The organism is Sphaerisporangium melleum (assembly GCF_014646695.1).
In the GTDB taxonomy this organism is placed as follows: Bacteria; Actinomycetota; Actinomycetes; order Streptosporangiales; family Streptosporangiaceae; genus Sphaerisporangium; species Sphaerisporangium melleum.
This window is the reverse complement of sequence record NZ_BMNT01000015.1, coordinates 44,885-67,366: the sequence shown is the minus strand read 5'-3', so window position 1 is coordinate 67,366 and position 22,482 is coordinate 44,885. Positions and strand designations below refer to the sequence as shown.

Annotated in this window: 16 protein-coding genes; 2 read left to right on the top strand and 14 right to left on the bottom strand. The window is 72.9% G+C overall.

Annotated features, from left to right (window positions below; translation table 11 throughout):
• Positions 1–2: 2 nt before the first annotated feature.
• From prmC to thrC, 8 genes are all read right to left on the bottom strand, one after another.
• Positions 3–857 carry a peptide chain release factor N(5)-glutamine methyltransferase gene (prmC, locus tag IEY93_RS14940; RefSeq protein WP_189163658.1) on the bottom strand — a complete coding sequence of 285 codons (855 nt, stop codon included), beginning with the start codon at positions 855–857 and terminating at the stop codon, positions 3–5.
• 78 nt (positions 858–935) lie between these two features.
• Positions 936–1,988, bottom strand: coding sequence for a peptide chain release factor 1 (prfA, locus tag IEY93_RS14935; RefSeq protein WP_203968502.1), 1,053 nt, complete (start codon positions 1,986–1,988; stop codon positions 936–938).
• A 114-nt stretch (positions 1,989–2,102) separates the two neighbouring features.
• Entirely contained in the window at positions 2,103–2,321 is a 219-nt protein-coding gene (gene rpmE / locus IEY93_RS14930; protein WP_189163656.1) for a 50S ribosomal protein L31, read from the bottom strand.
• Between the two features lie 208 nt (positions 2,322–2,529).
• The gene (locus IEY93_RS14925; protein WP_189163655.1) at positions 2,530–3,177 is read right to left on the bottom strand and encodes a response regulator transcription factor; all 648 of its coding nucleotides are present in this window, start codon (positions 3,175–3,177) and stop codon (positions 2,530–2,532) included.
• A gap of 92 nt (positions 3,178–3,269) precedes the next feature.
• The gene (locus IEY93_RS14920; protein ID WP_189163654.1) at positions 3,270–4,562 is read right to left on the bottom strand and encodes a sensor histidine kinase; all 1,293 of its coding nucleotides are present in this window, start codon (positions 4,560–4,562) and stop codon (positions 3,270–3,272) included.
• Between the two features lie 495 nt (positions 4,563–5,057).
• The gene (gene rho, locus IEY93_RS14915) at positions 5,058–7,064 is read right to left on the bottom strand and encodes a transcription termination factor Rho (protein ID WP_189163653.1); all 2,007 of its coding nucleotides are present in this window, start codon (positions 7,062–7,064) and stop codon (positions 5,058–5,060) included.
• Between the two features lie 451 nt (positions 7,065–7,515).
• Entirely contained in the window at positions 7,516–8,454 is a 939-nt protein-coding gene (gene thrB / locus IEY93_RS14910; protein ID WP_189163652.1) for a homoserine kinase, read from the bottom strand.
• Between the two features lie 367 nt (positions 8,455–8,821).
• A complete protein-coding gene (thrC, locus tag IEY93_RS14905; protein ID WP_189163651.1) occupies positions 8,822–9,880 on the bottom strand; it encodes a threonine synthase in 1,059 nt (352 codons plus the stop codon).
• 295 nt (positions 9,881–10,175) lie between these two features.
• On the opposite strand from thrC, the gene IEY93_RS14900 reads away from it, so the two are divergent.
• Both IEY93_RS14900 and IEY93_RS14895 read left to right on the top strand, forming a co-directional pair.
• Positions 10,176–11,393, top strand: coding sequence for a class I SAM-dependent methyltransferase (locus tag IEY93_RS14900; RefSeq protein ID WP_189163650.1), 1,218 nt, complete (start codon positions 10,176–10,178; stop codon positions 11,391–11,393).
• A gap of 139 nt (positions 11,394–11,532) precedes the next feature.
• Positions 11,533–12,699, top strand: a complete 1,167-nt coding sequence (locus tag IEY93_RS14895) for a TetR/AcrR family transcriptional regulator (RefSeq protein ID WP_189163649.1) — start codon at positions 11,533–11,535, stop codon at positions 12,697–12,699.
• A 70-nt stretch (positions 12,700–12,769) separates the two neighbouring features.
• On the opposite strand, the gene IEY93_RS14890 is transcribed toward IEY93_RS14895, so the two are convergent.
• From IEY93_RS14890 to IEY93_RS14865, 6 genes are all read right to left on the bottom strand, one after another.
• Complete coding sequence (locus IEY93_RS14890; RefSeq protein ID WP_229691142.1) at positions 12,770–14,380, bottom strand: glycosyltransferase; 1,611 nt, start codon at positions 14,378–14,380, stop codon at positions 12,770–12,772.
• A gap of 530 nt (positions 14,381–14,910) precedes the next feature.
• Positions 14,911–16,755: a glycosyltransferase family 2 protein gene (locus tag IEY93_RS14885; protein ID WP_229691141.1), complete on the bottom strand. Its 1,845-nt coding sequence runs from the start codon at positions 16,753–16,755 to the stop codon at positions 14,911–14,913.
• 155 nt (positions 16,756–16,910) lie between these two features.
• Positions 16,911–18,131 carry a family 2 glycosyl transferase gene (locus IEY93_RS14880; protein ID WP_189163648.1) on the bottom strand — a complete coding sequence of 407 codons (1,221 nt, stop codon included), beginning with the start codon at positions 18,129–18,131 and terminating at the stop codon, positions 16,911–16,913.
• A gap of 336 nt (positions 18,132–18,467) precedes the next feature.
• Positions 18,468–19,880 carry a homoserine dehydrogenase gene (locus IEY93_RS14875; protein ID WP_268241556.1) on the bottom strand — a complete coding sequence of 471 codons (1,413 nt, stop codon included), beginning with the start codon at positions 19,878–19,880 and terminating at the stop codon, positions 18,468–18,470.
• Entirely contained in the window at positions 19,877–21,259 is a 1,383-nt protein-coding gene (lysA, locus tag IEY93_RS14870; RefSeq protein ID WP_189163647.1) for a diaminopimelate decarboxylase, read from the bottom strand. Before lysA ends, IEY93_RS14875 begins: the two co-directional genes overlap by 4 nt.
• A gap of 128 nt (positions 21,260–21,387) precedes the next feature.
• Positions 21,388–22,269 (bottom strand): DALR anticodon-binding domain-containing protein, encoded by an 882-nt coding sequence (locus IEY93_RS14865; protein WP_229691140.1) that lies wholly within the window; start codon positions 22,267–22,269, stop codon positions 21,388–21,390.
• Between the last annotated feature and the right edge of the window lie 213 nt (positions 22,270–22,482).

The window sequence follows — 22,482 nt, the reverse complement described above, 5'->3', positions numbered from 1 at the left end:
TCTCACTCCTGGCCGTAGCGTGCCGTGATGAACCGGTCACGTTCCGCCAGATCGGCGTGGCTTCGGGCGTCCCGCCAGCCGCGCTCCTCGGAGAACTCCAGGTAGACGGCCGACCCCTGCTGGTCGGCGTGCTCGACCGCGACCAGCCCGCCCGGGCGCAGCAGCCGGCGGGCGGTCCGCTCGACGGCGCGGACCTCGTCGAGACCGTCCTCGCCCGAGCCGTACAGGGCGCGGGAGGGGTCGTAGTCGCGCACCTCGGGGTCGCGCGGCACCGCCCCCGGCGGGATGTAGGGCGGGTTGGAGATCACCAGATCCACCTGGCCGTTCAGCTCGGGCAGGCAGTCGGCGAGGTCCTCGGGGTGCAGGGACACCCGGCCCTGCCCGTGCTCGACGATGTTGCGCTTGGCCCAGCCGTAGGCCACCGGGTCGACCTCGACCGCGTGAACCTGCGCGAGCGCGACCTCCTGGGCGATCGACAGGGCGATGGCGCCCGAACCGGTGCCGAGGTCGACCACGAGCGGTGAGGCGACGTCCATCTCACGCAGCCGGTCGATGGCCCAGCCCGCCACGACCTCGGTCTCCGGGCGCGGGACGAACACCCCGGGGCCGACTTCGAGTGACAGGTAGCGGAAGTAGGCGCGCCCGGTGATGTGCTGGAGCGGCTCACGTGCCTCGCGACGGGCGATGCCCTCCCAGAACAGGGCGTCGAACTCCGAATCGGGCACCGTGTGGAGCTGGCCGCGCCGCACGCCGTGGACGAACGCCGCGATCTCTTCGGCGTCCGTGCGCGGTGACGGCACCCCCGCCTCGGCGAGCCGGGCGGTGGCGAGGGCTATCTCGTCCATCAGCAGCGTCATGGAAATTTTCGTGAGGTGCGTCGTCGGGCGTGGTCGTGGACTTCGGGCTCCGTGTGGTGCGGGCGCGCTCCTGGTCGGTCAGGAGTGCGCGGCGAGTTTCTCGGCCATCTCGGCGTCGGTGAGGGCCTGGATGACCGCGGACAGGTCGCCGTCCAGCACCTGGTCGAGGTTATAGGCCTTGAACCCTACTCGGTGGTCGGAGATGCGGTTCTCCGGATAGTTGTAGGTGCGGACGCGCTCGGACCGGTCGACCGTGCGCACCTGCGACTTGCGTTCCGCCGAGGCGGCGGCGTCGGCCTCCTCCTGCGCGATGCTCAGCAGTCGCGCGCGCAGGATGCGCAGCGCCGACTCCTTGTTCTGCAGCTGGCTCTTCTCGTTCTGGCAGGAGACCACCACGCCGGTCGGGACATGGGTGATCCGGACCGCCGAGTCGGTGGTGTTGACGCTCTGCCCGCCGGGGCCGGAGCTGCGGAACACGTCGATGCGCAGGTCGTTGGGGTCGATCTGGACGTCGACCTCCTCGGCCTCGGGGTACACCAGCACACCGGCCGCGGAGGTGTGGATGCGGCCCTGCGACTCGGTGACCGGGACGCGCTGCACGCGGTGGACGCCGCCCTCGTACTTCAGGCGCGACCAGACGCCGTCGGCGCCCTTGCCCTTCACCGCGACCGTGACGTCCTTGTAGCCGCCGAGGTCGGAGTGCTGCGCGTCGATGATCTCGGTCTTCCAGCCGACGCGCTCGGCGTACCGGAGGTACATGCGCAGCAGGTCACCGGCGAACAGCGCGGACTCCTCGCCGCCCTCCCCGGCCTTGATCTCCATGATGATGTCCTTGTCATCACTGGGATCGCGGGGGATCAGCAGATGGCGGAGCCGCTCTTCCAGTGGCGCGATGCGCGCCTCGAGCTGCCCGGCCTCCTCGGCGAACGCGGGGTCCTCGGTGGCGAGCTCCTTGGCCGCCTCGAGGTCGGCGCGGACGCCTTCCAGCTCGCGGTAGGTCGTCACGACCGGGGTGAGCTGGGCGTAGCGCCTGCCCAGGGTGCGCGCCTGGTTCTGGTCCGCGTGCACAGCGGGATCTGCGAGCTTCTGCTCAAGCTCCGCGTACTCGTTGAGCAACTCGTCGAGATTCACCGTGCGTCCTTCTTCCTTCAACAACCGGCGAGAAGTCGGTCCATCACCAAGAACGCCGACCCGGGCACACCCCCGCATGAGCGGGGGCGTGCCGAGCCGGCGTCAGGCGCGGAGCTACTTGCTCGCGGGCTTCTTGCCGAAACGCTTCTCGAAGCGGGCCACCCGGCCACCGGTGTCGAGGATCTTCTGCTTGCCCGTGTAGAAGGGGTGGCAGGCGGAGCACACGTCGGCGTGGATCACGCCGTTCTTCGCGGTGCTGCGGGTCGTGAAGCTGCTGCCACAGCTGCAGGTCACCTGGGTGACGCCGTACTCGGGGTGAATGTCGGGCTTCATCGCTTTCCTCTCTGGTGCGGTCGCCGGGTCGCCTTCGTCGCTCGCGGTCGGATGACACGCGGCCGGGGCGGGAACCGGAACCGCCGTTCGGTCGGCTACCAGTGTGCCAGATCCTGTAACCCCGCCGGTCCATCACCCATTCCCACCCGCCTCCCCGGCGCCCGTTCCCCTCGCGCGGCCGTCTCTGGAGAGCGGGTGGACGAGGTGGTCAGGTGCGGCGGAGGTAGGCGAGGACGGCGAGGACCCGGCGGTGGTCGTCAGGAGCGGGGTCGAGGCCGAGTTTCCCGAATATGCCGGAGATGTGCTTCTCCACGGCCCCCTCGCTGACGCCGAGCCGGCCGGCGATCGCGTTGTTGGACCGGCCTTCGGCCATCAGCGCGAGCACCTCCGACTCCCGGGGAGTCAGGGAGTCCAGCGGCTCGTGCCCGATGCGGCGGCCGAGCAACTGGGTCACGACCTCCGGGTCGATCACCGTGCCACCGGCGGCCACCCTGCGGACGGCGGCCAGGAACTCCCCCACGTCGGCCACCCGTTCTTTGAGCAGGTAACCCACCGCGGCGGCGCCTCGTCCGATCAGCTCGGTGGCGTACCGCTCCTCGACGTACTGGGACAGCACCAGCACGGCCAGGCCGGGCATCAGGGAACGAGCCTCCAGCGCCGCGCGGAGCCCTTCGTCGGTGTGGCTCGGCGGCATGCGCACATCGACCACGGCGAGGTCGGGCCGGTGGACGCGGACGGCCTCGACGAGCCCGGGACCGTCGCCCACCGCCGCCACGGTCTCGATGCCGCCGTCGCCCAGCAGCCGGACCAGACCTTCCCGCAGCAGTACGGAATCCTCCGCGATCACCACCCGCATCCCGGCACTCCCTCCGCCGCCCCGCACGCCACCCTCTCCCCTACCGCATCACACGCTCACCCGCATGGTGACGATCTTGTGATCACGAAAGGTCACCACTCGCAGGGCAGTTCGGCACGGATGATCGTGGGGCCGCCTTGGGGGCTGTCGATGCTCAGGGTGCCGTCGATGGTCGCCGCGCGGTCGCCCAGCCCGGCGAGGCCGCCGCCCGGTCTGGGCCAGGCGCCGCCCACCCCGTTGTCGCCGATCTCCACCACGACGCGTTCTCCCTGCCTGCCCACGCGGACCGACGCCTCGGTGGCCACCGCGTGCTTGGCGATGTTGGCCAGTGACTCGGCGACGATGAAGTACGCGATGCTCTCCACGGCCGCGGGCGGACGGACGGCGATGTCCACGGTGACATCGACGCGGACCGGGGCGCGAGCGGCCAGCGCCGACAGGGCGGCGTCCAGGCCGCGGTCGGTGAGGATCGCCGGGTAGATGCCGCGCGCGAGATCGCGCAACTCGGCGATCGCCGCCTTTGCTCCCGCGTGCGCCTGGGCGAGCAGATCTCGCGCCTCCTCGGGGTCGGAGTCGAACTTCGCCTGCGCCCGGCCGAGGTCGAGGGCGACGGCGAGCAGCCTCTGCTGCGCGCCGTCGTGCAGGTCTCGCTCGATCTTGCGGCGTTCGGCCTCGGCGGCGTCCACGCCCCGCGCCCGGCTGGCCCGCAGGTGCCGCACCTGCGCCTGGTCGTCCGGCCCGAGGAGTGCCGCGGCCAGCATGCCGTGCACCCAGGCCATGCCGCGTACCACGTAGAGCGTGATGACGAACAGCAGCAGCCCGCACAGGGCCCAGGGCAACGCCGCGGGCACGGTGCTGATCACCAGGCGGTCGGTGATCTGGGTGTGCACACCGGCCATCACCAGGAACGGCTGGGCGAGCAGGTCGGCGGAGCAGAGCCACAGCAGCAACGACGCGAGGAACTCCATCAGGCCGAGGGGCAGGAGCAGGAAGAGGTAGCCGAGATCCTTGTAGGTGGCCGGATCGCCGAGGACCCAGCCCAGGTGGCGGAGAACGCCTCGTTCAGGCCGCGGCCGGTACGGATCGGGGATGGTGATGCCGAAGGCCAGGCGGAGCAGGCGGCGTTCCAGCATGGCTCCCACCCGCCAGACGGCCATGGTGAACACGAGCAGCGGCAGGCCCACCCAGATGACCACGAGCGACAGTGAGACGGTCAGACCGGTGATCAGGATGACGAACCAGGCCACGCCCCAGAACATGCTGAGCAGGAGATAGGGCGCCGCCCGCCAGGTCAGCGGATCGAGGAGCAGGCCTAGCGGCCCGCGAGGGCCCAGCGGCACCCTGGAACGCAGCGGCGGACGCCCCGTCACCGCCTCCCCGGCCATGCCACGCCCCCTCCCCTGCGGAGCCGTCGCCGTCCGTCGGCCGGGCGGCGCCTACGGGAAAGAGCCTGCCAAAACCGGGCCGCCGCGCGCCATGGAGTCGGCACCCCTCATGAGGTAAGGCCGGCTCCACCCTCACCCGGCGGAAAGCTTCAGGGGATCGCCACGGGACAGGCCGGCCAGAGCTCGCGGTCGTCCGCCGGATCCCACGGGTAGGAGCACCCGACCGCCTCAGCGGTCCGTCAGATCCCGCGAGCGGGTCCGGCGGATCGCCGCAGCGGCGAACGGCGCTTCCCGCCAAGGCAGGTTCGCCGAGCACGGCCCGTCGGAGGCCGCTGGACCGGCGGTCTGGGAAACGCGACCGCCGCCCGCGGGTGGAAAAGCCCGGGGCGGCGGTGAGGCGGCGCCGCGTGCGACCCGGCCGGGCGGCGGGCCCGCCGGCCGAGGGGAAGGAATCGGCGCGGACGGGCGCGGCGACGGGCCGGGCCGGTGGTCGCGTCAGTCGCGGTCGGAGCTGACCGTGGTCTTCTGCACCTGCAGCAGGAACTCGGCGTTGGACTGCGTCTCGCGCATCTTCTCCAGCAGCAGCTCGAGCGCCTGCTGCATGTCGAGGGCGTGGAGCACCCGGCGGAGCTTCCAGACGATCTGCAGCTCGTCCCGGGACATCAGGATCTCTTCCTTGCGGGTGCCGGACGCGTCGACGTCCACCGCGGGGAAGATCCGCTTGTCGGCCAGGGAGCGGTTGAGCTTCAGCTCGGCGTTGCCGGTGCCCTTGAACTCCTCGAAGATGACCTCGTCCATCTTGGAGCCGGTCTCGACCAGCGCCGTGGCGAGGATCGTCAGCGAGCCGCCGTTCTCGATGTTGCGGGCGGCGCCGAAGAACCGCTTCGGCGGGTAGAGCGCGGTCGAGTCGACACCACCGGACAGGATGCGCCCGGACGCCGGGGCGGCCAGGTTGTAGGCGCGGCCGAGGCGGGTGATGGAGTCGAGCAGGACGACCACGTCGTGGCCCAGCTCCACCAGGCGCTTGGCACGCTCGATGGCGAGCTCGGCGACGGTGGTGTGGTCCTCGGCGGGACGGTCGAAGGTCGAGTGGATGACCTCGCCCTTCACCGACCGCTGCATGTCGGTGACCTCTTCGGGACGCTCGTCGACCAGGACGACCATCAGGTGGCACTCGGGGTTGTTCCGGGTGATCGCGTTGGCGATCGCCTGGAGCACCATCGTCTTACCGGCCTTCGGCGGGGAGACGATGAGACCGCGCTGGCCCTTGCCGATGGGAGCGACCAGGTCGATGATGCGCGTGGTCAGGATGTTGGGGTCGGTCTCCAGGCGCAGCCGCTCCTGCGGGTAGAGCGGGGTGAGCTTGGAGAACTCCGGACGGTTGCGCGACTGCTCGGGGTCCATGCCGTTGACGGTGTCGAGCCGTACGAGGGCGTTGAACTTCTCGCGGCGCTCCCCTTCGCGGGGCTGGCGCACCGCTCCGGTGATGACGTCGCCCTTGCGCAGGCCGTTGCGGCGGATCTGCGCGAGCGAGACGTACACGTCGTTGGCGCCCGGCAGGTAGCCGCTGGTGCGGACGAACGCGTAGTTGTCGAGGATGTCGAGGATGCCGGCGATCGGGATCAGGACGTCGTCGTCGCCGATCACGGGCTCGTTGCTGTCGAAGCGGTCACGCCCGCGACGGTTGCGCTCCCGGAACCGGCCACGGCGACCGCGGCGGTCATCGTCGCCCTGAAGGTCGCGACCCTGGTCACGGCCCTGGTCACGCGTCTGCTCACGGCCCTGGTCACGGCTCTGGTCGCGACCCTGGTCACGCGTCTGCTCACGGCCCTGGTCGCGACCCTGGTCACGGCCCTGATCGCGCGTCTGCTCACGGCGGCCCGGAGCGTCGCCCGCGTCGGCGGCGCGCTGCTCGGGGCGGCTGTTGTCGTTGCGGTTGTCGGGGCGGTTGTCGCCACGCTCGCGACGGTCGCCGCGACGGCGCTCGCCACGCTCACGGCGGGACTCGCCACGCTCGGCGCGCCCCTCGGCCTGCGGGGCCTCGGCGGGTGCGGACGCGGCGGCCGCGGCGGCCGGAGCCTGCTCGGCGGGCTGCGCCTGCTCGGCGGGAGCGCGCTCCTCACGGGCCTCGGTGACGGCCTCGGCCTGCACCGGGCGGGAACGTTCCCGGCGGGTACGGGCGGGGCGCTCGACCACGGGCTCGGCGGCGGCCGGCGCGGGCGCGGCGGCCACGGCGGGCTCGGCCGGGGCGGCGGTGGAGGCACCGTCGGCGGATACGCCCTGCTTCTCCTGGATGGCCGCGATCAGCTGGCTCTTGCGCATCCGTCCGGTCCCGCTGATGCCGAGGCTCGACGCGAGAGCCTGCAGCTCGGGCAGCACCATGGCCGCGAGGCCGGTGCCGGAGCGACGACGCGGCCTGGCCGCGGCGCGGGTGGGGGTGTCGCCGGCGGCCGGCGCCGCTGCGCCGGTGGCGTCGGAGAGGAGTTCGGTGGTGTCGCTCAACTAAAAGGTCCTTCCCAGGGGTCGGGCGTCGGCCACGATCAGCCAGGCGTCCCGGTGGTGCGACCCGGCGGGACAGACCGGGTCGGGCTGGACGAATTCCTAAGGTGTCGGCAAACCGGTGCGTCGAACCGGCACGTGGCCGTCACCGTGGAGATTCGTGAGCCGTTGGGGGCCCGGGGGTCGCCCCCCGGCTGGTTACCGCCGACCAGATGTCGATGTCAGTCGAACGCGCATGTCCCCGATTACGCCGCTTCTCGACGCACCAACCGGATGTGGACCAACCGGAGGCGATGAATTCGGGAAGCCCGCTGTGCGGCCTGCGTCTTGCGACACAAGGCGCGATGCAGCGATGTATGGCTGACAAGCACGCACCCGCAACGGGGGCATCTGGTGCGGCTATCAGCCTAACATCACCAGCGCACACAGCTATTCCCTGAAGGTCGAAGATTCGTCAGCGTGTCTCGGGAGATTCAACGCTCGCGCCGGACCGGTCGACGTCCAATCGCTGGATGTGCCAGTCACTACCCACTTCTGACGCGATCAAATCATGGGTATCCGCCGTGCCGAACACCAGAACCGTTGGACCGGCTCCTGAAACGACGGCGGGAACCCCTGCCACGCGCAGCCGTTCTACCAGATCAGCCGTCGCCGGCATCGCAGGCGCGCGGTAGGTCTGGTGCAGACGGTCTTCGGTGGCGGCGAGCAACAGCCCGCTCTCGGGCCGCTGGGTGAGCGCCGCGATGAGCAGAGCCGCGCGTCCGGCGTTGGCCGCAGCGTCGGCGTGCGGCACGTCCTTCGGCAGGAGCCCGCGCGCCTCCTCGGTGGAGAGCCGGGTTCTCGGCACGCACACCACAGGCTGGACGCCGCCATGCGGACTCAACTCCAGCTTATGCGGTGTCCCGGACCTGTCGCTCCACGCGATGGTCAGCCCGCCGGACAGGCAGGGGGCGACGTTGTCCGGATGCCCTTCCATGCGCGTGGCCAGCGCGAACACCTCGTCGTCCGACAGCCAGGGGGCGGCGAGTGCCCGGGCCGCGAGGATGCCGGCGCAGATGGCCGCCGAGGAGGAGCCGAGGCCGCGCGCGTGCGGGATGCGGTTGCGGCAGCGCAGCCGCAGGTGGCGCGGCTGCGGCGCTCCCGCCAGATCGAGCGTGGCGCGGATCGCGCGGACGATGAGATGCCCCTCACCGGTGTCGAGCTCACCGGCGCCCTCGCCTTCGACGTGCACCTCGACGCCTGAGCCCTGCCCGGCGTCCGGCCCGTCGTCGGAGACGAGGCCGACCTCGACCTCGTCGTACAGGCTGAGGGCGAGCCCCAGTGAGTCGAACCCCGGCCCGAGATTGGCGCTGGTGGCGGGCACGCGGACCACGACTGTTCTGCTCGGTGACATGCGGTTCCTCGAGAGTCTGGCCGATCTCGGCCGATCATACGGTCAGGGCGAAGGCGGCGCGTCGCAGGGTCGCCGCCGTGTGTCTCGCCGTGGGGCGACCCCGCCCGCACACCCGCCGCCTTCCGCACCGAGGGAGCCCGCGTCCCGCCGGAACGGCTGCGAGGGAGGGAGGTCACCTCACGCTGGGACGATGCGCCGCCCGGCGTCGTTCTCCGCGACCGGCCCCGCAGGCGCGGTCGCGTCCGGCAATGTGCGTGATCCTGCCCCGCCTGACACTCGTCCCCGCCGGCCGGAATGCGGGGCCGGAGCCCTTCGAAAGCGGCTCGGACGGGGACGAGGAACCGATCGGCGCGCGAGTCCGGGACGCCTAGGCCAGTTCGAGCGCGGCGGCGGCCGCGAACGCGTCGGCCGGGACGGTCACCGGGGCCGGCGCGCCCGAGATCGCCCAGTCGGGATCTTTGAGACCGTTGCCGGTGACGGTGCACACCACGCGCTCCCCCGGCCGGACCAGGCCCTGCTCGTACGCCCGCAGCAGCCCGGCGACGCTCGCCGCCGAGGCCAGCTCGACGAAGACGCCCTCCTCCTGGGCGAGCAGCTTGTACGCGGCGGCGATCTGCCGGTCGGTGACGGCCTGGATGACGCCCGAGGACTCGTCGCGCGCGGACTCGGCCAGCTTCCACGAGGCCGGGTTGCCGATGCGGATCGCCGTGGCGATCGTCTGCGGGTGGGTCACCGGGGCGCCGTCGACGATGGGCGCCGACCCGCTGGCCTGGAACCCGAGCATGCGCGGGAGGCGGGTGGCGATGCCGTCGGCGGCGTACTCGCGGTAGCCCATCCAGTAGGCCGAGATGTTGCCGGCGTTGCCCACCGGGATGCAGTGGACGTCGGGTGCGTCGCCGAGCACGTCGACGATCTCGAACGCGGCGGTCTTCTGCCCCTGGAGCCGATGCGGATTCACCGAGTTGACCAGGGCGATCGGGTAGTTCTCCGCGAGCTTGCGCGTCATCTCGAGGCAGTCGTCGAACGAGCCGTCCACCTGGAGCAGCCGGGCGCCGTGCACGAGTGCCTGGGCGAGCTTGCCCATGGCGATCTTGCCTCGGGGCACCAGCACCGCGCAGGTGATGCCCGCCCGGACGGCATAGGCCGCGGCCGACGCACTGGTGTTGCCGGTGGATGCGCAGATGACCGCTTTGGCGCCTTCTTCGAGCGCCTTGCTGATGGCCACCGTCATGCCACGGTCTTTGAAACTTCCAGTGGGGTTGAGACCCTCGACCTTGAGATACACCTCGCACCCGGTCAGCGCGGAGACGCGCTTGGCCGGGATGAGCGGCGTGCCGCCTTCGAGCAGGGTGACCACGGGCGTCGTCGTGGTCACGGGAAGCCGGTCGCGGTATTCCTCGATCAGGCCACGCCAAGCCCTGAGCATTGTCACTCCTCCCGCGCCCGGCCCGGCACGAGCGGGCACGACGCGTAACCATTGGTTCCGCTACCAGCGGTATCAGGCAATGAGTCTACGGGTGGGCCGTGGCTCCGCGCGTCTTTTGTCCACAGGGTGGACGTCTTTTCCACCCCTCGCGGTCAATGATCGACCGGACACGCCCTGTACGGTCCGCGAACCTGCCAAGACGAGAACCGGAAGAACAGGAAAAGCACACTGTCTCTTTAACCTCTCTTGCCGCACAATTGGGGCAACATCCACATGCCCGGAAGGAAACGTCGCCGTGACCGCCGCGAGCAGGATCCGGGAAGCGAGCGACCGCGACCGTGACCGCCTGCACTGGCTCCTCGATCACCTGCCCGCGAGCCGGCCGGGGCGCCCGGTCGTCGTCCTCGACCTCGGCTGCGCGGAAGGCGGGCTGTCCCTGATGCTCGCCGAGCGCGGCGACCTGGTCACCGGCGTCGATCGCACGGCGGGGGCCATCGCCGAGGCGCGCCGCAGAGCGGGCCGGCTGCCCGCCGACGTCGCCGGCCGGTTGTCGTTCACGACCGGCGACGCCCATGATCTGGACTGCGTCCCCGACGGCGCGTTCGACGCCGCCGTGGCCGGCGAGATCCTCGACCGGGTCGGCGACCCGGTACGGGTGCTCGAAGCGCTGCACCGGACGCTGCGGCCCGGCGCGACGCTGGTCTTCACCGTGCCGTACGGCGTGAACGAGGAGATCCTGCGCATCGCCCATGCCGCAGGCGAGGACGAATCGCCGCTTCGCGCGTTGGAGCCGCCGCCCGGCATGGCGGGCCCGCAGCCCGGCGCGACCGACCGGGCCGATGTCGAAGCCGATGTCCGGGCGACGGATCCGGCGGACCTGGCGTCCGGCACGGACGGGACGGACGAGGCGGACGAGGCCGGGCCGGCTGACGCCGGGGTGGACGACGCCGACCGGCGGCGGGTCTTCTACCACGGCAGCCTGCGCCACCTGGTGGAGCCTCTCTTCGAGATCCGTGAACTGACCGTCTTGCGCCATCACCTCGCCGGGGTGGCGATCCGGCGCGACGAGGCGCGCGGCACGCCGGGGTTCGCGCTCAGCCGGGCCGAGACGGCGTTCCTCCAGCGGGAGCGCCTGTTACACGGGGAGATCGCCGAGTTGCGCGCGCTGTGCGAGGAACTGGCCGCCCGGGAGTCCGCCCTCGCCCGTACGGGACAGGACCTGCGCGGACGCAACGCGGAGCTGCGCGCCCAGACCAGGCACCTCGGGCAACGGGTACGGCACCTGGAGGGCCGCCTCGCGGAGTATCGCGAGCTGATCGCGCGGCTGCGCCGCTCCCGCGCCTGGCGGCTGATCACGGCCTACCGCCGGGTGCGCTACTCCGCGGCCCGGCAGGCGGCGCCGGCGGCCCCCGCGCGGCACGCCATCGCGGTGACAGGCCCGGCCGCGGTCGGCGGCTCCACCTCTCCTCTCCCCGGCAGCCACCCCTCTCTTCCGGGCAGCGGCGAACGCTGATCCCGGCGCGGCACCGGTCGCCCCCCGGCTGGACGCAGGACACGAAGGGCGTTCTGGGCGTCCGTCCAGAGGGCCTGATCGCAGGGACGCCGTCGGTATGTTGGCACCGCACGGACGGCGGCGCGGAACGGGGAGCGAGATGGGGCGGCTGACCAGGGCGCAGGCACAGGAGCGCAACCGGGCCAAGGTGCTCGCCGCGGCCAGGGACGAGTTCGCCGAGCGCGGCTTCCGCGACGCGAAGATCGACATGATCGCCGAGCGAGCCGAGCTCACCCGGGGCGCCGTCTACTCCAACTTTCCGGGCAAGCGTGCCCTCTACTTCGCCGTCCTCGCCGACCTGTCCGAACACGTCCCCGACCCGTCCTTCGCTGCCGCCGGCCAGGACGGCGAGCGGCCGGCGCACCTGCGACACGCTCAGCCCGGCAACCGCTCCGGCGCCCGGCCCGATGTCAGGGAGGCGCTCGGCGCCTTCGCGCGTGCCTGGCTGGCCCGGCTCCCGCTGGCCGGCGCCGAGCCGCCCGCCATGGACCGGCTCGGCATGGATCTGATGTCGGAGATCCATGCCGACGAGCACACCCGCCGTCCGTTCGCCCAGTTGATGAAGCTCAATGCGATCTTGCTCGGGCTCGCCCTGGAAGGACTGCGGACACCGGCCGGGCGTCAGGTGCGGCTGGCGGAGTCCGTGCTCACCACCCTGCACGGCGCCACCCAGCTCGCCACCGCGGCGCCCGGCTTCGTCGAGCCCTTCGACGTGGTCAGAGTGTGCGAGCGGCTCGCCGGCCTCGACCTGGACGACCAGTGGGGGCCCTTGTACCTCCACTACACTCCGCAGGCGCGCCTCACCGACGAGCCGTGGACGCCGCCGCCCGCCCACGACGTCATCCGCCGCGAGCCCGCGCCGCTCACCGAGGACGGCGTGGTGGCGATCGTCGGGCTGCACCGGCTGGAGGCGGTCGAGGAGGCCGTGCGGGCGGCGCCGCCCGGCGCCATGGTCACCGCCGTCCTGGTCACCGCGGACCCCGGCGAGCTGGGCCCGCTGGCCCGGCTGACCATCGCCGAGCTGCGCACCTGCCTGTGCCGGGCATTTCCGGCCACGGCGTGGCCCGGCCTGCGGGTGGTCCTCGACGAAACGGGTGCCCTCGCGGCGGCGGCCGGCGTGCCCGCCGTCGGCGACACGACCGAGACCGCCGTCCGCGTCGCGGACGGACGCGTCCGCGCACGAGCGGACGGGCGCGGCGCCTGTCACGCGGCCGCCGTCGCCCCGATCATCGACCACGGCAGGAGCCGCACCACCTCCTCGCCGTAGCACCTCGGGCCCCCGCCCCGGCCCGACCAAGCCCCGGTCACAGCTCCACGAACCGCCAGCCGAAAACCCTTCAGCGTCCGCGGAGGGCGGTGCGCAGGCGCCGGACGAGCTTCTCGGACGCCAGGCGGGGCTTGGGCACCGAAGTCGCGCGGCCACCGCCTGCGGCACGGGGCTCCGGCTCGGGCTCGTTCGCGCCGGCCGATGACGGCTCCGGAGCGCGGGAACGGGATGAGGCGGCGGGCCAGAACTTGGCGGCGGGAGCGCGCCGCACGCCGTGGGTGCGTTCGATCACCTGGTCGAGGGCTTCGCCGGGCGCGGCGAGCAGGCGGGCGCGGTTGACGGCGTCGGTGCGTTCGAGGCGGGCCCTACGGCCGTCGGGGAACTCGACCACGAGCAGCCCGGCGCGTGTCTCGTTGAGCATCCTGATCATCACTTCCAGCGAACGGCGGTGCAGCGGCACGTCCACCGGGCCGGTGTAGCGGAAGGGCACCGGAGCCGGATCGGGAACCGGCGCCGAGGCGAGCAGCACACCATCGTCGTGCCGGAACTGCTCCTGGATCAGCCGCAGCTCGAAGTCGGGGTCGTCCAGGACGCGGCGACGCCCCGGCGCCAGCCGGTCCCACGGCCCGGCGAGCGTCACCCGGACGTCGGGCAGGCTGCCACCGAGCGCCGCGGCCACCGCCTCGCGCACCTGCGGCTCGTCGTGGCCGGCCGCGTCCAGGACCACCTCGACGTACGGCACCAGCCAGCGCCGGCCGTTCTCCTTGCGCAGATCGCGGCGCAGCGGGATGCGGTGGGCGAGGTACGGCGCCACGACACGGACGGCGGTGCCGGTGTCGCGCCGCTGCGCGGGAAGCCCGAGGTGGACGGCCCTCGCCTGCGCGTCGGGCACGAACACCGCGCCGGTCATCGCCATCCGGTAGGCGAACTCGGTGTCCTCGCCCCTGACCACCGCGGGGTCGAGGCCGCCGACCCGTTCGAAGAGCTCGCGGCGGAAGGAGACGGTCGGGCCGGTGCAGACGTGGTAGGGGTTCTTGCTCGTGCGGAGCCCGTCCAGCCGCCGGATCGTCTCGTCGGTCGAGCTCGGCACCGCGCCCGTCATGTCGAAGAGGCCGTCGAGGCCGTCGTCACGCACGGCGGCGTACACCTGCTCGGCGGTGCGCTCGGGCTCTTCGAGGAAGACCTTGCCGCCGATGGTGACGACGTAGTCGGTGAGATGGTGCCACCGCATGAGCGCCTCGATGTGCTCCCGGCAGACCACCATGTCGGAGTCCAGGCGTTGGACGACCTCTCCGGTGGCCTGGCGCACGCCGGTGTTGAGGGCGTGCGCGATGCCCCAGCCACCGGGCCCGGCCGGGACCAGGCGGGTGTCGGCGGGGCGGATCTCGGGGAGGCGCAGCGGCGGCTCACTGCCGTCGTCGACGACGATGACCTCCATCAGGCCCGCGGGGTAGGTCTGCGCGGCCAGGGCCGCGAGGGCCAGGTCGAGCCGATGCTGCCCGCCGTACGCGGGGATGACCACGCTCACGGGCAGGGAGGGGACCCACTGGCCGAGCGGGGGCGGGGTGAGCGGCGAGTAGTCGTTGTGGCGGATCACCGGCCGGCCGACAGCGGCCCGGCCCTCGTCGCGGTCGCGCGCCGGGCCTTCGGCCTCCGGAATCATCCCTGGGGAGGCGGTCAAGATGATCGCTCCTTCGTCGGTTCCGTTCGCCGCCGGAGCCGACTCTACTCAAGGAAACTGTGAGCTTCATGAGAGCCTCCGGCCGCCACCACCTGCCGATCTTCCCCCGGTGCCGGAGATCTCCTGGCGCCCTGATCCTGACATGGGCCTTTACCCGATCGACCGGCGCCCGGTCCGCGCCCAGATCACCGACCACAACCGATGGTCCCGGCCCGAGCCATACGAAAGCCGCCACGCCCCGCGTCGCGCGGCCCGGGAACCGCACCACCCGACCGCCACACCGGACCCTGATACCGCTCCGCACCACACCGGACACGGAGCCGCAGGGCGACCACCACGCACCGGACCTGAGACCGTACGACACCGGGCCCGAGACCGCCGCCTTCGGGCCCGCACCGATTCCGTGAGCGCGCCCATCGCGTCCCTCCGCACCCGCCTCCCCGTCGGCGCATGCTCCGCCGCCACCGGCCGGCGGGCGCACCACGGCACCGGCCGGCCGAGGCAGGGACGGCCCTGGGACGCCGCCGGTTCTACCGGGGACCGGTCGTGGTGCCGGCCGGAGGCTCGCCGCTCGGCGGGACGGCACTGGCCGCGTGGCCGGCCGGACCCGGTGGCGTGGAGCTCGCCGGATCACCGGAAGCGGCCTGCGGCGCGGCGGTCAGCGGCTCGCTGGGAGCGGGCGCGGTGCGCCGGACGGAGATCCGCTTGATCATGGTGCGCAGGCGTCCGGCCTTGAGCCGGGTCAGCTCCCGCCGCAGGCCGCCGGCCTCGCGGCGCAGCTCGCCGACCTCCCGCCGCAGGTCGACAGCGCTCTTGCGCCAGCGTCCCGCCTCCTCGCGCCACTTGCCGACCTGGCCGCGCAGCCGCTCGACCTCCTTGGTCAGCTTGGCGAGCTCGGCCTCGGTCTCGACCCGGGCACGGTAGGCCGTTCGCCGTCCCTTCACGGGGACCGCCTGAGCCGCGGGCACGAAGCCGAGCGTCTCGCCGTCCGTCCAGAGCGCGCCGTAGACCTCGTCCACAAGGTCGTCCACAAGGTCCGCCTGCCGTTCCCCTTCGAGCAGGAGAGCGGCGCGGGCGAACGCCGCCCGGCGCTCCAGGCGGGCGGCGACCAAGCCCTCGGGCGTCTCATCGAGCAGGACCCCCACCAGCCCGTGCCCGCCTTCGACCGCCAGGTCGAGCAGTGCGGCCAGGGTGTCCTCCCCCGGCACCCATCCGGCGGGGAGGCGCAGCCGGAACGGCGCCACCCGCTCGGCGGCGGGCGCCGAGGGCGCGGCGAAGCGGACGCGGCTCTCGTGCGCGTAGTGTCCCCGGATCAGCACGAGGTCCAGGAAGGGATCGGTGAGCGGGGCGCGCCGTTCGGGCACGAGGGTGTCCCACGGGCCGGTGAGCAGCACCGACAGGTCCGGAAGCGTGCCGGCCAGGACGGCGTCGACGGTGGCGCGGGTGTCCTCGTACCCGGCGGCCTCGATCACGACCTCCAGGTAGGGGACCTTCCACTGCCGGGCGGGGTGGGTGCGGAGCCAGCGGTACTGCGGGATGCGGTCGCCGATGAGCGCGTGGCTGACCCGGTCGATCGGCTGCTTGTCGCGCATCCGCATGGACGGGCCGAGGTGGTAGCCGCGGGCGAGCGGCTCGGGGACGAACACCGCGCCGGCCTGCGCCAGGCGGTACCCCATCTCGGTGTCCTGCCCGAGGACCAGCTCATCGTCCATCGGGCCGGCCTCATCGAACAGCCGGCGGCCGACCGAGGTGGCTCCGCCGACGTGCAGGCTGAAGGCGCGGCTCGGCGCGTCGGTGAGCCCGTTGCTCCGTTGGACGAGGTCGACCAGCCACTCGTGCGGCTCGGCCGGCTCGAAGATCGCCGCCAGGTCGCCGGTGGCGGCGACGGCCCCGGGCGTGGGCAGCGGGGCGGTGGTGAACCGCAGGTAGCTGGTCACGACCAGGTATGGGGCCAGGTGGTGCCACCGCATGTGCGCCTCGACCTCGTGCCGGTCGGGGACGACGTCGGAGTCCAGCCAGTGGACGACGTCGCCGGTGGCGGCGGCCAGGCCGGCGTTGCGGGCGTCCGCCCGCCCCGGCGTGTCACAGACGATCAGGCGGGTGGCGGGCGGGCGGATCTCGGGCAGCCGCAGCGGCGGGACGCTGCCGTTGTCCACCACGATGACCTCGGTCAGGCCGGCGGGGTAGGTCTGGGCGGCCAGCCCGGCGAGGACCAGGTCGAGCTTGTCCTGACCGTTGTAGGCCGGCACGACGATGCTCACCCGCAGCCTGGGCGTCCACGCGCCGAGGGCGGGCGGGTCGAGCACGGTGTGGTCGTTGCCGCGCACCCGCGCCGCTCCTGGACGCGCCACCCCGCCACCGCCCGTGGAACGCAACGGATCTTCCTCGCCTTCTGCACGCCCCGCGGACATGGTCGACAGCGCGGCCTCCGCAGAGGCAGGCACGGTCCCGGACGTCGCGGAGCCGGAGCCCGTAGGGCCGGGCGTGGCGGGGTCCGGCGGCGGGGAGCCGTGGGGTGGGGTGTGCTGGATCACGCGGTCTCCAGAATGCGACTCGGCCGGAAACCTCGCCATTGGTTCGCCGAGACGCGCAGGAAGTGCGCCAGGGGCAGTTGCCAGGTGTGACCGGCGGCGAGCGTGCGGCGCAGGACGTAGCCGAGGCCGTGGGTGCGGTAGATGCGGGCTCCGGCGGTGTGGGCGGTCTTGAGGAGCTGGGCGTCCACCCCCCGCTCCACCCCCTCGAAGCCGCCGATGTGCTGGTATGTCTCCCGAGCGAGCAGGATCGTACCGCCGGCCACGTGGTCGGACCAGACCTCGCTGGTGTAGTCGGTGCGGCGGACCGTCGTGTTCAGCGGCTCCAGGTAGAAGAACTCCGCGGCGGTGCCCACGATGTCGGCCCCGCTGTAGGCGCGGGCCATCAGCAGATCGGCGAGGTGCTCGGGGGAGTACCAGTCGTCGTCGTCCCATTTGGCGATGTCGTCGCCGCTCGCCCGGGCCGCCACGTCGTGCAGGACCCGGCCGAACGGCGTGGCGGCGTCCGCCTCGACCACGGTGAGCGGCAGCGGGAACGCCTCGACGGCGCGGCGCACGTCCGGGTGGGCGGCGGGGACACCGTGCAGGCCGAGCAGGACCTCCACCTCGACGTGGCGCTGGCGGGCGATCTGGGCGAGCGCCGACCCGAGCAGAGTGGGGCGCCTGCTGGACATCACGACGCTCACCTTGGGCGTCGGGGCGGCACCGCTCGCCGTGGCGCCGAGTCCTCCGGCTCCGGTGTCCCTCAGCGCGGAGCCCGCGGTCGTGCCGGCGCCGAGGGCTCCGCCGTTCCCGGTAAGGACCGGCGCAGTGGCCGTGGCGCGGCGGAAGGCGTGGCGGCGCAGCCGTACGCTGTGCTCCTCCCTGCGCAGGTCGCTCACCGAGCGCACGGACGGGTCGCCAGGACCGGGCTCCCAGGAGGCGAGCAGCCGGGCGAGGCCGGGATCGGCGTCCTGGAGCCAGCCCGGGGCGTCGCCGCCGTGAACGGGCACCCCGGCCGCGGCCAGGGCGAGGATCGTCTCCAGCACGCCCTCGGGGCCGGCCGGCCAGCGGACGCGCAGCCCGGCGTACCCGCGCAGGGGCACGATGTCGGCCGCGGTGAGCGGGAGCCGTGCCTCCTGCCCGGCCGGCAGCGGCCGGCCGTCCTGGAAGGACAGCTCGGCCGCGCCGGCCGACGGAGTGCGCACGTAGCCGAGCGGTGTCGGGTCGCCCTCTGCCAACGCCTCACCTTTCATCACCGGCCCCGCCGGGGTGGCGCGGGGAACACTTCGTGACTCACGAGAGCGGAACGTACCGCGGGACACCAGGCTGAGGCACCCCGGCGGCGCAGGGCCGGACGGACCCGCCTCAGCCATCGCGGCTCGGACCCCCTGGCCTCCGAAGCTCAGGCCGGGCGCCAGGCTTGCCCGCTCCGGACGCTCCTCGGTCTGCCGGGCCGGGGCTCGCCTCGACATGGCGCGGCCGGGGACGGACACCCGGCCGGCCCCGGAAGGCCAGGCCGGGTCGTCCCGGGGTCCGCGAGCGCGGGCGGACGTCGCGAAAGGGGCCCGGCGAGGTCAGCGGATGTCGTCGCCCTCGACGCGCATCACGCTCGTCACGCCTCTGACGATGTCGAGCTCGCGCAGCCCCTCGATGGTTGCGGAGAGCGCGGCGTCGCTCGCCCGGTGCGAGACCAGGACGAGCTGGGCGTCGTCCCCATGGCCCTCCTGGCGCACGGTCTGGATGGAGACGTCATGCTTGGCGAACATCTCGGCGACGGTGGCGAGCACGCCCGGCTTGTCGGCGACGTCCAGCGAGACGTGGTAGCGGGTGACCGTCTCGCCCATCGGGTGGACGGCCAGGTCGGCGTAGGTGGACGCCTGGGGGCCGCGGGTGCCGGCGAGGCGGTTGCGCGCGACGGCGACCAGGTCGCCGAGCACCGCCGAGGCCGTCGGGGCCCCGCCCGCGCCCTTGCCGTAGAACATGAGCTGCCCGGCGGACTCGGCCTCGACGAAGACCGCGTTGTACGCCTCGCGGACCCCGGCCAGCGGGTGGCTGCGCGGGATCATCGCGGGGTGCACGCGGACGCCGACCGAGCGGCCGTCCTCGGAGCGGGCGCAGATCGCCAGCAGTTTGATGACGTACCCCATGGCCTTCGCGCTGGCCACGTCGGTCGCGGTGATCTCGGTGATGCCCTGGCGGTGGACGTCCGCGGCGGTCACCCGGCTGTGGAAGGCCAGCTCGGCGAGGATGGCGGCCTTGGCGGCGGCGTCGAAGCCCTCGACGTCGGCCGTCGGGTCGGCCTCGGCGTACCCGAGCGCCTGGGCCTCCTCCAGCGCGTCGGTGAACGAGGCTCCGGTGGAGTCCATCTTGTCGAGGATGTAGTTGGTGGTGCCGTTGACGATGCCGAGCACGCGGTGCACCCGGTCGCCGGCCAGCGACTCGCGCAGCGGGCGCAGCAGCGGGATGGCCCCGGCCACGCTGGCCTCGTAGTACAGGTCGACGCCGCCCGCCTTGGCGGCGCCGTGGACGGTGGCGCCGTCCTCGGCGAGCAGGGCCTTGTTGGCCGTGACGACGGACTTGCCGCCGGCCATGGCGGCCAGCATGAGCGAGCGGGCCGGCTCGATGCCGCCGATCACCTCGATGACGATGTCGATGTCGTCCCGGGTGACCAGGGCCTCGGCGTCGGTGGTGATCAGGGCGGGGTCGACGTCTCCGTCGCGTTTGCGCCCCGGGCGCCGGACGGCGACCCCGGCGAGCCGCAGCGGGGCGCCGACCCGGGCGGCGAGGTCGTCCGCCTGCTCGTGCATCAGCCGCACGACCTGGGAGCCGACGACGCCGCAGCCGAGCAGGGCGACCTTCAGCGGCGCGGACGCCGGCGCCTCGCCGGGCCGCTCGTGCCTGCCCCGCCTGCCCTCGCCCTCCTGCGCTTCGCCGCCACCGGCCGCGGCGTGCGGCTCCCGCTGCCCTTCGGGCCCGACCGGATTCATACTTGCCCCCTCAGCAGGTCTTCCTCGGTCTCCCTGTGCATGATCACCCGTGCCGCGCCGTTCTTGACCGCCACCACCGCGGGCTTGAGAAGGTAGTTGTAGTTGTGCGCGAGCGACCGGCAGTACGCCCCGGTCGCGGGCACGGCGAGCAGGTCGCCCGCGGTGAGGTCCTCCGGCAGCCACACGTCGCGCACGACGATGTCGCCGCTCTCGCAGTGCTTGCCGACCACGCGCGACAGCGCGGGCCGCGCGTCGCTGGACCGCGAGGCCAGCACGCAGGTGTACTCCGCGCCGTACAGCGCCGTGCGCAGGTTGTCGCTCATGCCGCCGTCGACGCTGACGTAGGACCGCAGCCCTTCGACGTCCTTGACCGTGCCGACCTCGTAGATCGTCACGCCGCCCGGCCCGGCGATGGCGCGGCCGGGCTCGACGGTCAGCCGGGGGACGGGCAGGCCGGCGTCCTCGCAGACCCGGCTGACGATCATGCGGAGGCTGTCGGCGATGACCTTGATGTCGGGCGCGTCGTCGCCGTCCACGTACGCGATGCCGTACCCGCCGCCGAGGTCGAGCTCGGGGAGCACGATGCCGTGCTCCTCCTTGATCTGGGTCAGCAGCACGGCGAGCCGCCGGGCGGCCACCTCGAAGCCGGCGGTGTCGAAGATCTGCGAGCCGATGTGGGAGTGCAGGCCGACCAGCTCCAGCTGCGGCAGCGCCAGCACCCGGCGCACGGCCTCGGCCGCGGCCCCGCTGTTCAGCGACAGGCCGAACTTCTGGTCGTCGTGGGCGGTGGCGATGAACTCGTGGGTGTGCGCCTCGACGCCGGTGGTGACCCGGATCTGGATCTTGGGCCGCACGCCGAGCCGCTCGGCGAGGTAGCCGACCCGGGCGATCTCCTCGAAGGAGTCGACCACGATGTGCCCCACCCCGGCGCGCATCGCCCGCTCGAGCTCGGCGTAGGACTTGTTGTTGCCGTGCAGGGCGATGCGCTCGGGCGGGAAACCGACGCTGAGCGCCACGGCCAGCTCGCCGCCGCTGCAGACGTCCAGCCCCAGGCCCTCCTGGTCGACCCAGCGGGCGACCTCCTTGCACAGGAACGCCTTGCCCGCGTAGTAGACCTCGTCGCCCTGGAAGGCCGCCTTGTAGTCGCGGCACCGCGAGCGGAAGTCGTCCTCGTCCACGACGTACAGCGGCGTGCCGTACTCGCGGGCCAGGTCGCGAACGTCCACGCCGGCGATGGTGACGGCGCCGTCCACCCGGCCGGACGTTCGCGGCCAGATGGTGGGAAGGAGCGTGTTGAGGTCGGTGGGCGCGTGAGGAGGGCGCTCCTCGGGCAGCACTTCGGCGTGCCGGTCACCGGCGGGATGGGCGAATCGACTCACCCGAACGAGGCTATCCGACCCTGTGATCCGCCCGCGCCCTGTGCCCACCTGGCGAGACGGCGATAAGGAAGATATTCTCCACAGGACCCCGGCGCGGCGTACCACTTCCCGACATTCGCCGCATTTGGTCAGATTTTCGCGGGAGGGGCCACCCCGAGTCCCGTCAAGCCCTCCCCTAGGACCTTCCGCACCGCCTGTGCCATCCACAGGCGGGCGACATGAGTGGCGGTGGGCTCCTCGCCCCCTTTCGGCAGGGCCGGTGCGTGCTCGAAGGCGTCGTGGTACGTCTCGGCCAGCCGCTCCAGGTACGCCACCCAGCCGGCGCCCCGCCCCGGCTCTTCGCGGCCGCCTCCCGGTCGCCGCCCCCGCGCGGGGTCCCGCTCCGCCCGCCTGCTCGGCAGCTCGGCCAGCACCCGCAGCACGGCTCGGTCACGCGGGTCGCCGAGCAACTCGGGCCGGAACCCCCCGCCTTCCCCCGGCCCTCCCGGGTCGCCCCACTGATCCCTCGACACCCTGGTCGCCCGCGCGCCGCTCCCATCCCCGGAGACCGCGGTCATACCGAGATCGCGCGCCCACCGCTGGACCCACCCGGCCCGCACATAGGCGTACCGCACCACGAACCCGGGATTACCCCACGTCCGCGGCGCGTCCGCCCACACGGAGCTCCCCCGGACGGCCGGTCCGGCGTCGTCCGGACCGATCGCCACCCGCTCGGAAGGCAGGGCGGGCCGCGGGCCGACGGCGGTCTCGGCGAGGATCTCCCGGACGATCTCACCGGGGACGGCCACCTCGATCACCAGGAAGCCGGGCGGCCGTACGCGCACCGCCCGCACGCCCGGGACGGCACGCACCCGCGCCGCCAGCCCCTCGGCCACCTCCAGGACCGGCGCGCCCTCTCGTCCCTTCAGCCGCCCGAGCCGCAGCGCCGCCGGCGACACGTACACCGCCTCGCGCTCCCACGACCCATCGGGCACCGGCGGCGCCCCGAGAACGTCCCGCAACGCCTTCACCGTCACCTCCTGCCCGAGTGGTCGTCAGGCCTCAGGCTACGGCGCTCGCATCACCTTCAGACCGAGGCGTGGGCCACGCCGGGACCTCGTGCTCCACGTGCGGCGCGGAGTTGATCTCGATGACCGAGAACCCCCCTTCTTTCGGAGACTCGCGATCGGCCGGGCCCGCGCGGAACGAGAACAACGGCCGGATCATCGTTTTTCGCACTTTGG

Excerpts from the sequence above, each read along its gene's own strand:
- prmC (WP_189163658.1), bottom strand. The coding sequence starts at position 857 with ATGACGCTGCTGATGGACGAGATAGCCCTCGCCACCGCCCGGCTCGCC.
- rpmE (WP_189163656.1), bottom strand. The coding sequence starts at position 2,321 with ATGAAGCCCGACATTCACCCCGAGTACGGCGTCACCCAGGTGACCTGC.
- IEY93_RS14925 (WP_189163655.1), bottom strand. The coding sequence starts at position 3,177 with ATGCGGGTGGTGATCGCGGAGGATTCCGTACTGCTGCGGGAAGGTCTG.
- IEY93_RS14920 (WP_189163654.1), bottom strand. The coding sequence starts at position 4,562 with ATGGCCGGGGAGGCGGTGACGGGGCGTCCGCCGCTGCGTTCCAGGGTG.
- thrB (WP_189163652.1), bottom strand. The coding sequence starts at position 8,454 with ATGTCACCGAGCAGAACAGTCGTGGTCCGCGTGCCCGCCACCAGCGCC.
- thrC (WP_189163651.1), bottom strand. The coding sequence starts at position 9,880 with ATGCTCAGGGCTTGGCGTGGCCTGATCGAGGAATACCGCGACCGGCTT.
- IEY93_RS14895 (WP_189163649.1), top strand. The coding sequence starts at position 11,533 with ATGGGGCGGCTGACCAGGGCGCAGGCACAGGAGCGCAACCGGGCCAAG.
- IEY93_RS14875 (WP_268241556.1), bottom strand. The coding sequence starts at position 19,880 with ATGAATCCGGTCGGGCCCGAAGGGCAGCGGGAGCCGCACGCCGCGGCC.